We start from the raw sequence: 14,986 nt of genomic DNA, 5'->3' as shown, positions 1-14,986 counted from the left end.
GAACTAGAAATATACTTTATTATATAGTAAATATTCTGAATGAAAAGAAATATAGAGTTAGGAGCAAGATGAGAGATTTCTCAAATGAGGAAGTGTAGTAGAAATATGTAAAAAAAGGAAATGAATCCTATTAACAGGGTTCATTTCCTTTTTTTATCTATAATTTAAAATTCACCAGTACCGTGATTAAACATCCAATGAATGCCGAATTTATCTGTTAGGCTACCATAAGCTTTACTCCAAAATGTTTCTTGAAGTTCCATTTCTACTTTACCGCCATCACTTAATTTAGTAAAGACAGATCTAAGTTCTTCTAAGTCCTCACTTAAAAAAGATAAATGAATATTATTACCTTGGTTAAAAGGGAAACCAGGGAAAGTATCAGAGAACATAACATTGCTACCGCTAATGTTCAGTCTAGTATGCATAACTAAATTTTTCGCTTCTTCAGGTAGTGGGTATTCTGGATTTGGGGGTGCTTCACCGAAAGTCATAATTTTTGGTGTTTCTGTGTTAAATACAGACGCATAGAATTCAACTGCTTCACGTGTATTACCATTAAAATTTAAATAAACATCGATTGGCATTTTTTTCACTCCTAATGTTATGTATTAAGACTTTAAAAGCCTACAAATCCATTCTATCCAAAAAAAGGTAATTTAACAAACTAAGAATTGTAAATTGTATGAAAAATTCTGATTTTTTTTGAGGTGGGAAATTGTATTAATCGTTAGAGGAGGAATTAAAAATGGGAAATGGCAAATAAATTCGTGTAATCGCAATTAAAAATGGGAAATGGCAAATAAATTCGTGTAATCACAATTAAAAATGAGGAATGGCAAATAAATTCGTGAAATCGCAATTAAAAATGGGAAATGGCAAATAAAATCTTGGAACCGCAAATAAACAGCAATTAAAACAAAAGCATAACCAATAAGTACATCCAAAACAATCAAAGTGCATCTGATACCATTGAAATACTTCCTATATTGAAGTATTTTTTTCTGAAATCTACTTCATTGATAATCTAAAAACAATTTTTACACAAAAATGCTTCATTATCTATCAACTTACCAAACCTTCCAATGTTCAGGTGGAAAATAAGTAGAAGTTTGTCGTAAAGATGGTAAAATCTGATTGTTCAGATTACTTTTAATAGCATATTTTTACCTATTCATAAAATAATGACCCCAATTGAAAATGGCAAAATGCTTTTTTTATCTAATACAAACTAATATAACTCCAATTTGTCATAACCTAATTAATACAATTTTCCCAAGTTAATAAAATTTTTTCGAACATCCTCGACTGAATATGTCAAAATCCACTTTTTTTCTACTTGAATTCTTTAAGTTCTCTCCAAATTGAATATGCCAAAAGTCCGGTTGAATAACCCAATATGATTATAGGGGCAACGTAATTAAAATTAAACTAGTATCAAGTTTCTTAGTAAAGCATTAGCAATTAATTAAATCAGTTTGGTTGAATCTATTTTTAATAGATTCAGAACATTAAAGTTTATTGTAGAGGAGATTAAAGATGAAAAAGAAAAAAAGCTTTCCTTACAAAGTCCTTGCAACGACAACTTTAGCTTCAATGTTATTTACATCAACTGGATTTGCTGAAGGAACAAATGAAAATCAAGTGCCGGCTCCAAGTTTAGATGAGATTGCAAAGCAGGGTCAAAAGATTTTTGCTGAAGAACAAAAACAAACTGGGGAAGAAGCTGTAGACCCATTCGGTTATAAGGTTTTAAATGATGCTCATGCTTATAAACCAAATGAAAAAGTTCGCGTAATCGTTGAGGTTGAACAACCAACAACTTCTGATGAATCTACTCAAACTAAAAAAGCGCGCTTTAAAGAAAAACAAGATCAAGTCATTTCAAAGATTTCAAAGGAAAGATCCGTACCTAAAATAAATCAACGCTTTTATGAAGGATTTAATGGTTTTAGTTTGGAGACAGAATATCGTAACTTAAAAGAAATTCAACAAACACCAGGCGTAACGAATGTACATATTGCAAGAAAGTTCCAACCTTCAATGGGAGCAAGTAAAGAATTAGTACAAGCTCAAAAAGTTTGGCAAAGTTACGGATATCAAGGAGAAGGATTGTTAGTAGGAATTGTCGATACAGGTATTGACTATACACATAAAGACATGACAATCACTGATAAAGGGAAAGCAAAAGAAAAATGGAATCAAGATAACATTAAAAGTAAACTTGCAGAAACAAGTGTAGGAGATGTTTGGTATAGCGATAAAGTTCCAACAGGTTATGACTGGGCAGATCATGATACAGATGTTATTCCGCGTGTTGCCGGGAATGAGCATGGAATGCATGTTGCTGGTACAGTAGGTGCAAACGGAGATGAGTCTAATGATGGTGTGGAAGGTATTGCTCCAGGCGTTCAGTTATTAGCAGAAAAAGTATTCTCTGATAACGGAAACGGTGGTGCGTATGAAGATGATATCATAGCAGGTATCGAGCACGCTGTAACGATGGGCGCAGATGTTATTAATATGAGTTTAGGTACCGACTCAGGATTTGTTAGTGAAGAAGATGATCCAATTCAAAAAGTAATACGTGAAGCAACTGAGCAAGGTACGCTTGTAATCGTCGCGGGTGGAAACTCTGCTTATAGTACAAAAAATAATTTGCTACAATCTTCTTTAAAACCATATGCTGAAAATCCGGATATTGGTACAGTTGGGGAACCAGGTGTAAGTCCTTTTGCGATATCTGTGGCTTCATATGAAAATTCAAGTATACATATGAATACGCTAAAAGAGGAAAATGGGATACAGCTTCCATACCAAGACCAATCACAATATAACTTTAACCTATCAAAAGTATTATCACCATTAGAATCATATGAAATGGTATATGTTGGAGAAGGTAAAACGGCTGACTTCAAAAATCTTCCTGACTTAACAGGAAAAATTGTTATAGCAAAACCAAATGAAAGATATGCTACTTACAATTATATTCAATCTGAAGCGAAGAAAAAGAACGCAAAAGCAATCATTCTTGTTCCAGCTGATGTAGATGTCGACTATCCATTAGTTTATTGGAGTCCTTATTTTAATGTTCAGGCAGCTACAACAAGTAAAGCGATAGGGAATGAATTAATTACTAAGTTAAAAAGTGGTTATGTTGTAAAAATGAAACCGTCTAAAGGGGTATATGTTGATAACCCAGATAAGAATACGATGTCATATTTTTCTTCCTATGGGGCTCCACATACATTAGACTTTAAACCTGAAATATCTGCACCAGGAGGAAATATTTACTCAACGATACCAGGTAATAGCTATGAGGTAATGAGTGGTACATCGATGGCATCACCACATGTTGCTGGTGGTTCGACATTAGTATTACAATCACTATATGAAAAAGGATTAAAACATTCGGAAAGTACAGCTTTAAAAGCAAAAATTGCTTTAATGAATACTTCTAAACTAATTCAAGATCCTAGTACAAATAATGAAGTACCATATTCACCTCGTGTACAAGGTTCTGGACTAATGCAAATTCAAAACGCAATTAAAACACCTGTACTTGTGACAAGAGAGAAAACTCCACTTGAGCAAGCAGGAGCTGTTGCATTAAAAGAAGTTAATAATAATATTCACTTCAAATTAAATGCAGAAGCTCTTCAAAATCTGAATGTAAAAGATTTAGAGTATCAAGTGTATGTAGATGTATATACAGATGGCAGAGAAACAAAAGAATTTGACCTAGACAATGATGGGAAATTAGATTCAAAAGAATATTTAACATTAAAAAGTGAGCGTGTACAAGGTGCTAAGGCAACTGTAAATGGTGAAACAGTAACAAGCACAGTAGGAAAAACATTAAAAATTAAACCGGGACAAGAAAAAAATCTTGATGTTCAGATTCAACTTCCATCAAGCTTAAAAGACGGTTCATTTGTCGAGGGTTATGTACGTTTAGTTCCTTCTGGAAATAATAGCGATTCAGCAGTTCCGTTATCAGTTCCTTACATGGGGTATTATGGAAAATGGGATCAACCAAAAAACATTGATCCAGCAGCATATGAGAAAGATGCATTCTTAGGCTATACAACTCTTTGGAATGATGAAATAGGAGCAGAAGGGGTATTCCCATTAGGTTATGATCCAAGAACAGGAAGTTTTAATATGGATCGAATTGTAATGTCTCCTAATACTCCATTGAAAGAAGTATATCCATCATTTACAGTACTACGTAACTTAGCTAAAACTGAAATGTACGTAGAAAATGATAAAGGTGAATTACTACAATACTTAGGTGATTTTAGTGAATATACTGGTAAGCCATGGAAATTCCGTAAAAACATTATGTCTTTTAGAGACTATTTGAATACTGGATATGGTTGGGATTTGAAAGATCAAAATGGTCAAGTGGTGAAAGATGGCGTTTATAACTATGTAATCAAAACAACGCTTGATTATAATGGTGCTAAGCCACAAATCGTAAAACTTCCATTGCATATTGACTCAGTTGCTCCAGTTGTTTCGGATATAAAAGTAACACCTAAAAATGGACAATACGAAATCTCGTTCAAAGCGGATGATGCTGGAAGTGGCTTTAATGGTGCGATTGTTTGGTATAACGGCAAGTATAAGCCATTGGCTCAAGGTGAAACATCTACTCTAGTAAAAGAAGAACCTAAGAGTGTTGTAGTATTAGGATCAGACTATGCACTTAACCAAAGTTATACAGTTTGGGGAGATCCTTCTTATATTAACGATGGAATGCTTGTTAGCTATTTCAGTGTGTATCCAAATAAAAATGTAAATACAAAAACGCCTGCAGGAATCAATGCATTTGCAAATAACAATGTAAATTGGAAAGTTTATGTTAAAGATGCAAATGGTAATGTAATTGATTCAATGGATGTACAAGATAAAAATGAAATCCATTTAAAATGGACTCCAGAAGCAAGTGTTCCAAATGGTACGTATACAATATCTGCGGATGTATCTAGTAAAGATGGTTTTAAAGTATCAGTAAAACCACAAACAGTTACTGTACAGCAATAACGATAAAAAAAGTGTAGGAAGAATTTTTCCTACACTTTTTTATTTTTTATAAGTTTTTAAATGTAAAAAGTACTAAAAAACAACATTAATTTGGTTATTAATATGATTTTCTAAACATTTGGTTCATAATAGAGAATAATAGTATTTTGTATGTTTTTTAGCAGAAAGGTGTTTAGTAAATGAAACATTTAACAATCTTATCAAAAATTGAAAATTATATGGATCGATTTACGCAAGCCGAAAAGAAAATCGCTGTTTATATAATGGAGCATGCTGAAATTGTCCCCAACTTAACGACTAAAGATATTTCTAACAATACTGGAGCTAGTGAAGCAAGTGTTGTTAGATTTTGTAAAACAATTGGAATTGGTAGTTTTAAAGCCTTTAAAATAGCATTAGTTCGAGATTTGACTGTAGCTGAAATGAATATTAATGATTTTTCTGTAATGGATAAGAAAGACACACCGTATGATTTATTTAATAAAGTAACTTATGTAAATAAAGCGGCTATTGAAGCGACGGTATCAACTCTAGATAAAAGAGAATTAGATAAAGCAACCGAAGAAATTGTAAAAGCTAAGAAAATTATATTTTATGGAGTAGGCGGTTCAGCCGTATCAGCTATGGACGGAGCATATAAATTTGGGAAAATTGGCTACCATGCGATTATGTCCCCTGACTTCCATATGGTGATCACTTTAGTAGGTCATATGGAAGAAGGCGATATTTTTGTAGCTGTTTCTAATTCTGGGAAAACTAAGGATGTATTAGAGCTTGCTCGCTTTGCTAAGAAAAAGGGAGCAACGATCATTGCGATTACAAAGCTTGGCAAGTCTCCGTTATTTAAGGAAGCTGATATCAAGCTTTGCACACCTGATATGGAACAAGATATTCGAATAGGAAGTATAGCCTCTAAAATGGCACAACAAAATATAATCGATTCATTATATGTCATATGCTTTAATCGAATCGGTAATAAAGTATCTAGTAAACTTCATGAGTATAGTGAAGAAGCAGGAAAATTAAGAAGGTAATCTGAATCTAGTCAAGGAAGATAGGTAAAAAAAATTTACTTATCTTCTTTTTTGTTATAGTGATAAGGAAAAAAATGTCAAAATTTGAAAAGAGAAATTTACATTAAATAGTTACAATTACATGTATTATTTTTAAATTTTATATTTTAATTCAATTTTAATAATTCTAAAGTGCTAATTATAAAAACTAGTTAAAAAGATTAATATAAGACTAAAGATAGATGTTATAAAAAAGCAAGTTATAAAAACTGACGAAATTCGACGTACTTTTATGTGGTAAAGTAAAAAAAATGTAAAAATATTATGAATTTTGTAAGTATTTGATGAATAAAACCCTCTATAATCCTAAGAATTTTTAGAATATTATTAAAATGTACTTTGAAAATTATTAAGGGGGGCTTATTTTGAACAAGTTTGTAGTAACTAGTTTTGCATCAGTAATGGTTGCCGGAACTTTATTTTCTGGGATTCCATTAAAAACAGCATCATCTGAAAGCTTAAGTAAAGTACATAGTGCATTAGCTAAGCATTCAAAAAGTTCTTTAGATTTATCGTTAGTTAATGACGAAAAGTTATTAGATGCATTAATTAAACGTGGTGTAGTTTCTGCTAATGCTTCTGAAGCACAGAAACAAGCTGCATTACAAAGTTATTTAGCGGTTAAAGGTCAAGCGGATCCAGTAACAGACAAAGATCCAATTGCTAGCAAAGTAAAAAAAGCAGATGCTGCTAAACACGGTGAATTTAAAGACTTCAATAATGGCCTATTACACGGAAACGGTAAGAAAAATGGTCAATTAAAAGGTACTCCTGATCCAGTTCAAGAGTCAGCTTCACCAGGTATTCAAAAGAAGGGTAAACTTTTAACATTAATGGTAGAGTTCTCTGATCTTCCTCATAACAATATTAAGAAGAATGAAACAGACAACTGGTACCCAGATTTTACTCAACAACACTATGAAGATATGATTTTTGGTAAAAATGGTGTGAAAGGTCCAAATGGAGAAAATTTCCTTTCACAAAAACAATATTATGAACAACAATCTGGTGGAACTTATACAGTTGATGGTAAAGCATATGGCTGGTTAAAAGTACCAGGAACTGCAGCATATTACGGAAAAGATTCTAAAACTGGACATGATAACGTAACACCAGGTGGATCAAAACAATTAGTAATTGATGCTTATGCTGCTGCAAAAGCTGCAGGAGTTCCTTTACAAGATTACGATTTAGAAGATCCACATGATTTAGATGGAGACGGTAACTACTGGGAGCCAGATGGTTTAGTTGATCACCTTCAAATCATCCACTCAGGTATGGGACAAGAAGCTGGCGGTGGAGCACAAGGAGACAATGCAATTTGGTCTCACCGTTCTGCTAAATTTGTAGATCCAGATGGACTTGGTAGTGGCTTACCAGGATTCTATGACTATACAATGATGCCAGAAGACGGTGCAACTGGTGTATTTGCACACGAATATGGTCATGATTTAGGATTACCAGATGAGTACGATACAATTTACTCTGGTGCTGGTGAAGCTGTTGAATATTGGTCAATCATGTCAGCTGGTTCTTGGGCAGGAACAATTCCTGGAACAGAGCCAACAGGTTTCTCTCCTTGGGCAAAATCATATTTCCAATCAACTTTAGGTGGAAAATGGACTAACCCAACTGTAGTAAATTGGGAAGATGTATCGACAAAAGGTACTCAATTCTTATTAGATCAAGCAAATTCACCACTTGGCCAAAACAACCAAGCTGTTCAAGTGAATTTACCTAAAAAAGTTTTACCAGTCAATAAACCGGCTGCTGGCACTTATGAATACTGGGGTGGACAAGCAGACGAAATGGATAACAGCATGGTAACGAATGTAGATTTAACAGGAAAATCTTCAGCAACATTAACTTTTGACGCTTGGTACGATATGGAAGAACAATGGGATTTCGCATTTGTTCAAGTTTCAACTGATAATGGAGCAACTTGGAAATCATTAGGAAACACTCACACTAGAAGTGATGTTGTAGCTGAAGGATATCCAACAATCTTAAATTCAATGCCTGGTTTCACTGGAAAATCAAATGGATGGGAAGCACAAAGCTTTGACTTATCAGCGTATAAAGGTCAAAAAATTCAGCTTCGCTTACGTTCTGCAACTGACTGGGGTACTTCAAACATTGGATTCTTTGCTGATAATATTAAAGTAGTAGCAGATGGTGCAACAATTGTTGATGATGGTGCTGAAAATGCAACTTCTCCTTTCACATTAAAAGGATTTTCAAAATTCGATGGAAATAAATATGCAAATCATTACTACTTATTAGAGTGGCGTAACCATAAAGGTGCTGACGAAGGTTTAGCTCATATTAAACGCGGAAACTCTCTAATGAGCTACGATGGCGGTTTAGTAGTATGGTATGTTGATGATAGCTTTACAGAAAACTGGTCAGGTATTCACCCAGGTGATGGATTCTTAGGTGTTGTTGATGCTCACGACGATACGAATTTATTATGGAACTATGGCGCTGAAGCAAGTTCTCGTTTCCATGTAGCGGATGCAGCATTCGGATTAAATCCGACATCAGGTTATAACATTGCTTATTCTACAGGAGAAAAACTGAATTCTCCAAGTCAAGAAGGTATCTCTTTATTTAATGATAGCAAAGACTACAATAATGCATTCTTACCAGATGCTGGTCGTAACATCGGACACTATGGCTTAAAAGTTCGTGTTAATGGTCAATCTACTGACAAATCAGTTGGATCAATCGTAGTTTATAAATAATAATGAACTTAAGAAAGGCAACTTAATGTTGTCTTTCTTTTTTTGTTTTTAAGTGATTAATAGGAAACCACTAGACAAACTAAGAATATATTACTTTAATGTGAAATGTTATTTCGTGTATATAATGTATTATGTTGACTTTTTATTTCGAAAGTTTAAAATGATAACCAAATAGTATAAATCTAACAGTAGGAAGAAGGATAGACTATGCTAGGTATATCAATCTATTTATCTGAAAAAAATATTGAGAAGAATAAAAAATATATCGAAATAGCTAAAAAAAATGGATTTCATTCAATATTTACGTCATTACACATACCAGAGGATGACCCTTCAACTTATAAAACACTTCTTCAATTACTTGGTAAAGATGCGATAGAAAATGGAATGGAGCTTATGGCAGATATTTCAGCAAAGTCACTTACACATTTAGGGTTAGATTACTCAAACGTCAGCGAATTACAAAAATGGGGTGTTACTGGACTACGAGTAGATTACGGATTAAATGAAAAACAAATAGCAGATCTTTCTAAAAGAATGAAGATTGCTCTTAATGCTAGTACACTTACGCCTGCATTTTTAGATGAATTGCTGAAATACGGATTACAAACTAAAAATGTAGAGGCTTGGCATAATTTTTATCCCCGCCCAGAAACCGGATTAGCAACAACTTATTTAATCGAAAAAAACAAATGGTTAAAAAACTCTGGTATTTCAACAATGGCATTTATTCCAGGAAATGATGAAATGAGAGGACCACTATTTAAAGGACTCCCAACATTAGAAAAACATCGTGAAATTTATCCTCTGCTAGCTTACTTAGACCTAACTCAAAACTGTTACATTGATAAAGTTTTAGTTGGTGATATTAGCATAAAAATAGATACGATGGAAGCTCTTTCAAAAACAAAAGATTTTATTGAATTAAGATATAGACCGTATACACAAGAGGAAGAAACCCTTTCCATAGTGGAGCAAGTCCACACCAATCGCGAAGACCCTGCACGCGATTGTATTCGATCAATGGAATCTAGATTATACGGTAGCTTTGGCGAGAAAAGTCTAAAACCAGCAAATACGATCATAAGAAACAGGGGTTCTATTACTATCGATAATGAATTATATGGCAGATATGGAGGAGAGCTACAAATTATGCTTAATAATCTACCAAGCGATGAGAAAGTAAATGTAATAGGAATGATTATTGAAGACGATCTATCATTATTACAATATATTGGAGCGGGTAAGAAGTTTAAGTTAAAGCGTGTTTAAAACACGCTTCTTTTTGTATGGTTAGACTGAACTATTTAGAAACAGTATGATAAAGGTACTTACAAAATATTAGTTCGAATGGTCGTGGAAAAATGGACGATAAGTATTATGATAACCTACTGAATATAAAAACAGAGGGAGAGCAAAAAGGATTTAATGAATCTTTTCATTATCATCGTTATGAGCCAACACCTTATAGCGCTTTACAACAACTATTTAAACAATACATGCCCTCAAGCAATGACCGAATAGTTGATTTTGGATGCGGTAAAGGAAGATTAAATTTCTATATAAATAGCTTATTTAATGCTACTGTTGTTGGAATTGAAATGAATGAAAAATATTATAACCAGGCTGTTGAGAATAAAAAGAATTACATAAAGAAATCAAAGGTGAATGAAGACAAGATTCTGTTTTATTGCTGCTTGGCTGAAGATTATCAAATTAATCCATTAGATAATTGTTTCTATTTTTTTAATCCATTTTCAATCCAAATTTTTATGAATATCGTAAATAATATTTTAATTTCAGTTGAGCAAATAAAAAGAAATGTTGAAATCATTTTGTATTATAGTTCGGATGATTATATTTATTTTTTAGAAAACCAGACTGCTTTTGAATTAAAACAAGAGATTCTATTAGCAGATGCTTATATGAAAAATCAAAATGAAAGATTTTTAGTCTATCGTTTAAATTACTAATTTTATAAGATTCAAGGATTTATTGGTCTTTATATAGAATTTTTTTAAGTGGGTTAAGAGTAAATTTAATAGTCGGAAGGAAGATTTCAATTTGAAAAACATTAATCCTTTTATAGAATCGTTTAAAAATACAAACAAACAATTAGTGGGTAATGGATTTAGAAATATTCAAGTACTAAGGGATGCTCTAAATGACTTCAATGGTAGTGAAGAAAGCGATCTTTATGGAGCAGGGAATTTTATTGAAGATTTTCAAGAAAAAATGGCAGAGTTTTTAGGTAAAGAATCATCAGTGTTTTTTCCTAGCGGAACAATGGCTCAGCAAATCGCATTAAGAATTTGGTGTGATCAAAAAGGAATTAATAAAGTTGCTTATCATCCTTTATCACATTTAGAAATTCATGAAGAAGATGGTTTGAAAAAACTACATAATATACAGCCTATTTTACTAGCAGATAAAAGTCGTGTTATTGAGTTAGAGGATGTTTTAGCAATGGATGAGGAAATCTCTTGTTTATTACTAGAATTACCACAACGAGAAATTGGTGGACAACTACCATCATATGAAACACTAGAATCAATTTCTTCATACTGCCGTGAAAAGGGAATTAAATTGCATTTAGATGGTGCTAGATTAATGGAAATTCTCCCATACTATAAGAAGACAGCTTCTGAATTATGTAGCTTATTTGATAGTGTTTATATGTCATTTTATAAAGGCATCGGGGGAGTAGCGGGAGCAATTCTTGCTGGTGACCGAGATTTTATCGGCGAATCGAAAGTTTGGAAAAGAAGACATGGAGGAGATTTAATTAGTCTTTATCCTTACATAATAAGTGCAAATTATTATTTTGATCAAAGAGCAAATAAGATGGGGCAATACTATGAAGATGCAGTAGAGTTAGCCAAATTCTTTAATAGTTGCCAAGCAATCAACACTGTACCAACTATTCCTGTTTCTAATATGTTTCATGTCCATTTTAATGCTCCGATTGAACAGGTTAAAATCATACTACAATCTATTCATGAAGAAACAAAAATTGGTATTACTGGTAACTTAAGACCAGTTAATGAGGAAGTTTGTTATTGCGAGATTAGTATTGGAGATTTATATTCAACAATCTCTAAAGAGGATCTTCACAGTATTTTTAACAAATTAAACGAAGAAATGAAATCACTATAAACCAAGATTGTTTAAGCAATGAATTTTTAATATAAATGAAAAGGGAGCTGACTTTAATGCAAAAAATTACAACGTTTTTAATGTTTGAAGGACAAGCAGAAGAAGCAATGAATTTTTATATGTCACTTTTTAACGATTCAGAGGTTGTGAATATTAAGCGTTATGGAGCAGATATGGGTGAGTTTGAAGGGAAAGTAATACATGCTACTTTCACATTAAACGGCCAACAATTTATGTGCATTGATAGTACCGTTAAACATAAATTTACGTTTACACCAGCTGTTTCATTATATGTGACTTGTGAAACAAATGAAGAAATTGAAAATGCATACAAACAATTAAGTCAAGACGGTGAAGTATTAATGCCTTTGCAATCATATCCATTCAGTGAAAAGTTTGTATGGGTGAATGATAAATATGGTGTATCTTGGCAATTAACCCTCGCAAAAAAATAATAAAGAACTGTATGAAAAATCGTGTTGGAAACAGTGACACGATTTTTTTTATTGTCAGTAATCTTATTTTTAACAAATCAACCACTATTTTTTTATAATATCAAGTTTAAAATAAGAAGATTTATTGCAAACTTTTACTATATGAATTTTTATAAAGGTGAGATTTTAACGATATGAATGAAGTAAATATGATTTCTGAAAAAGAATTTGACGAGCAATTAATTAATAAATATGCAAGTTTAATGGCATTAGGTAATGGTTACTTAGGTTTAAGATCTTGTCATGAAGAAGACTATGAAGGACAAACTAGGGGGATGTATATAGCAGGAATCTATAATCAGTTATCTCCAAGTCAAACGACAAAGATTGTGAATCTTCCAGATCTAATTGGAATGGAAATTGAAATAAATGGTGATATTTTTTCGAATGCAACTGGTCAATTTACATTTTATGATCGAAAATTAAATATGATGACCGGCGAATTAATAAGAGAGGTAATTTGGAAGAATAATGATGGAAATCGATTCCACTTTTTGTTTCAGCGTTTTGTTTCAAAGGATGATTTACATTTACTTGCTTCAAAAATTACTGTCACAGCTTTAGATTGTAATGCCAAGATTAAAATAAAAACAGGTATTAATGCGGAGTGTGTCAGTCAACAAAAGAATGAACTTACAGAAGAATTAGTAAGAATCATGGATAATAGAATTATGCATGGTGTTTATCAAACTACAGAGACTAAACATAAAATTGCTATCGCAACATGCTGTGTAACTCCTGATGAGAGTGAAGTTTCATATTTTACGTTGAATAATCAACTTCTAGCCTCGATTACACAAGATCTCGTAGTTGACCGAACTGTTGAGTTTTCAAAGATTAGCTCAGTTTATACCTCTAATGATATGTTACGGGAAGAACCTTCTGCTGCTAGTGTTAATACTGTACAGAAATATTTACCAGAGGGTTATGATAATTTAAGAAATAGTACGACTATCAAATGGCAGGATTTTTGGAAGCAAAAAAGAGTGGTCATTACTTCAAAGGATCAAGCAGATCAATTAGCACTAGATTTTTCTTTGTACCACATTGAAGCAATGACCCCTTGTCATGATGATCGATTGAGTATAGGCGCAAGGGGATTAACTGGTGAGGGCAATAATGGTTTAATATTTTGGGATACAGAGATGTTTATTGCGCCGTTTCACTTATTTACTGAACCAGAGATTGCTAAAAGATTACTAAGATATCGCTATCATCATATTAAAGAAGCAAAAGTGAATGCTTACCAATCAGGTTATGAGGGTACATTATTTCCTTGGGCAAGTGCTTTTTCCGGAAAAGAAGAAACACAAAAAGGTTCAGTGGATAATACAAAACCCGAGATCGTTCAAAGCTCAAATTTAGCAAAATCAAGTGAACATATTGTAGCTGACATTGCGTTTGCTGTCGTACAATATTATGAAAATACGCTAGATGAAAGCTTTATGGCCAATGATGGACTTGAACTACTCAAAGAAACTGCTCGCTTTTGGGTGAGTAGGACAACTGATACAAATGGCGATTTAATTATTAAAAATGTCATCGGTCCAGACGAATATACAGATCAAGTTGATAATAATGCTTATACGAATTACATGGCTTTTTATAATGTGCAGAATGCGTTAAATTATATGGGGAAATACAATGATCCTGATGCAGAATTACAGCAAAAATGTACTGATTTTTTAAAACGATTATATTTACCAAGCCAAAATGATGAAAATGTCATCCCACAAGATGATACATTTTTAAGTAAACCCGAGATTGACTTAACGGAATACAGACAATCCATTGCAAGTCGGGATATTCTATTAGATTATTCCCTACAAGATCTATATGAACTACAAGTGTTAAAACAAGCTGACGTTGTCATGTTGCTCTATCTTTTCCCAGATTTGTTCTCAACGGAAATCGCTAAAAAGAATTTAGAGTACTACGAAGAGCGTACTGTTCATGATTCGCCAATAAGTAAAGCAATTCATGCAATTGTTGCTGCAAGATGTGACTACGGAGAAGAGTCTTACCAATTATTTCAAGAAGGATGTTTAATTGATTTAGGACCAAATCCAAATTCATCAGATGATGGAATTCATGCTGCGCCTATGGGAGCAAATTGGCTAGTAGCAATCTTTGGCTTTGCAAATATCACCATGGACATAAATGGTTTAAAAATTGAGCCAAAATTACCTTCAAATTGGAATGAAATGATTTTTCCTTTCACATGGCAAGGAGCAAGACTTGAAATAACAATATCGAAAAAATCAATAACAGTCACAAAGGAATATGGTCCACCAGTATCATTAGAAATTAATGGTGAAACATTTAATTTAACAGATAAAATAAAGGTTTCGCTTTAAGAAGAGAGAAAAAAGGAAAAAACAAAACACAATCTTTTATTGAGATTGTGTTTTGTCAGTTAGTTGAAATAAATTGGAGTTAATTTTGAAAAGTTGCATGTAGACTAAAAAAC

9 protein-coding genes are annotated in these 14,986 nt (G+C 32.8%); 8 read left to right on the top strand and 1 reads right to left on the bottom strand.

The window, feature by feature from the left end; translation table 11 throughout:
- Positions 1-164: 164 nt before the first annotated feature.
- Positions 165-587, bottom strand: coding sequence for a VOC family protein (locus COE53_RS14970; protein WP_069035280.1), 423 nt, complete (start codon positions 585-587; stop codon positions 165-167).
- Positions 588-1,539: 952 nt separating this feature from the next.
- On the opposite strand from COE53_RS14970, the gene COE53_RS14965 reads away from it, so the two are divergent.
- The 8 genes from COE53_RS14965 (at position 1,540) to COE53_RS14930 (ending at position 14,873) form a co-directional block, all read left to right on the top strand.
- Positions 1,540-5,049, top strand: a complete 3,510-nt coding sequence (locus COE53_RS14965; protein WP_098948344.1) for a S8 family serine peptidase — start codon at positions 1,540-1,542, stop codon at positions 5,047-5,049.
- Positions 5,050-5,228: 179 nt separating this feature from the next.
- Positions 5,229-6,083 carry a MurR/RpiR family transcriptional regulator gene (locus COE53_RS14960; RefSeq protein ID WP_069035278.1) on the top strand — a complete coding sequence of 285 codons (855 nt, stop codon included), beginning with the start codon at positions 5,229-5,231 and terminating at the stop codon, positions 6,081-6,083.
- Positions 6,084-6,487: 404 nt separating this feature from the next.
- Positions 6,488-8,866: an immune inhibitor A domain-containing protein gene (locus COE53_RS14955; protein ID WP_098948343.1), complete on the top strand. Its 2,379-nt coding sequence runs from the start codon at positions 6,488-6,490 to the stop codon at positions 8,864-8,866.
- Positions 8,867-9,073: 207 nt separating this feature from the next.
- Positions 9,074-10,138, top strand: coding sequence for a DUF871 domain-containing protein (locus COE53_RS14950; RefSeq protein WP_098948342.1), 1,065 nt, complete (start codon positions 9,074-9,076; stop codon positions 10,136-10,138).
- 92 nt (positions 10,139-10,230) lie between these two features.
- On the top strand, positions 10,231-10,839 hold the full coding sequence (locus tag COE53_RS14945) for a methyltransferase domain-containing protein (protein ID WP_098948341.1): 609 nt from the start codon (positions 10,231-10,233) through the stop codon (positions 10,837-10,839).
- Positions 10,840-10,930: 91 nt separating this feature from the next.
- Positions 10,931-12,022 carry a threonine aldolase family protein gene (locus COE53_RS14940; protein WP_069035274.1) on the top strand — a complete coding sequence of 364 codons (1,092 nt, stop codon included), beginning with the start codon at positions 10,931-10,933 and terminating at the stop codon, positions 12,020-12,022.
- Positions 12,023-12,078: 56 nt separating this feature from the next.
- Positions 12,079-12,477: a VOC family protein gene (locus COE53_RS14935; RefSeq protein WP_069035273.1), complete on the top strand. Its 399-nt coding sequence runs from the start codon at positions 12,079-12,081 to the stop codon at positions 12,475-12,477.
- A gap of 173 nt (positions 12,478-12,650) precedes the next feature.
- Entirely contained in the window at positions 12,651-14,873 is a 2,223-nt protein-coding gene (locus COE53_RS14930; protein WP_098948340.1) for a glycoside hydrolase family 65 protein, read from the top strand.
- Positions 14,874-14,986: the final 113 nt, after the last annotated feature.

The sequence above is a fragment of the Bacillus sp. AFS029533 genome (assembly GCF_002585125.1).
Lineage (GTDB): Bacteria > Bacillota > Bacilli > Bacillales > Bacillaceae_G > Gottfriedia > Gottfriedia luciferensis_B.
This window is presented reverse-complemented; position numbering and strand designations above follow the sequence as displayed.

What these genes read in the sequence shown, in the direction of transcription:
- COE53_RS14935 (WP_069035273.1), top strand. Translation starts at nt 12,079, where the DNA reads ATGCAAAAAATTACAACGTTTTTAATGTTTGAAGGACAAGCAGAAGAA.
- COE53_RS14950 (WP_098948342.1), top strand. Translation starts at nt 9,074, where the DNA reads ATGCTAGGTATATCAATCTATTTATCTGAAAAAAATATTGAGAAGAAT.
- COE53_RS14930 (WP_098948340.1), top strand. Translation starts at nt 12,651, where the DNA reads ATGAATGAAGTAAATATGATTTCTGAAAAAGAATTTGACGAGCAATTA.
- COE53_RS14945 (WP_098948341.1), top strand. Translation starts at nt 10,231, where the DNA reads ATGGACGATAAGTATTATGATAACCTACTGAATATAAAAACAGAGGGA.
- COE53_RS14970 (WP_069035280.1), bottom strand. Translation starts at nt 587, where the DNA reads ATGCCAATCGATGTTTATTTAAATTTTAATGGTAATACACGTGAAGCA.
- COE53_RS14965 (WP_098948344.1), top strand. Translation starts at nt 1,540, where the DNA reads ATGAAAAAGAAAAAAAGCTTTCCTTACAAAGTCCTTGCAACGACAACT.
- COE53_RS14960 (WP_069035278.1), top strand. Translation starts at nt 5,229, where the DNA reads ATGAAACATTTAACAATCTTATCAAAAATTGAAAATTATATGGATCGA.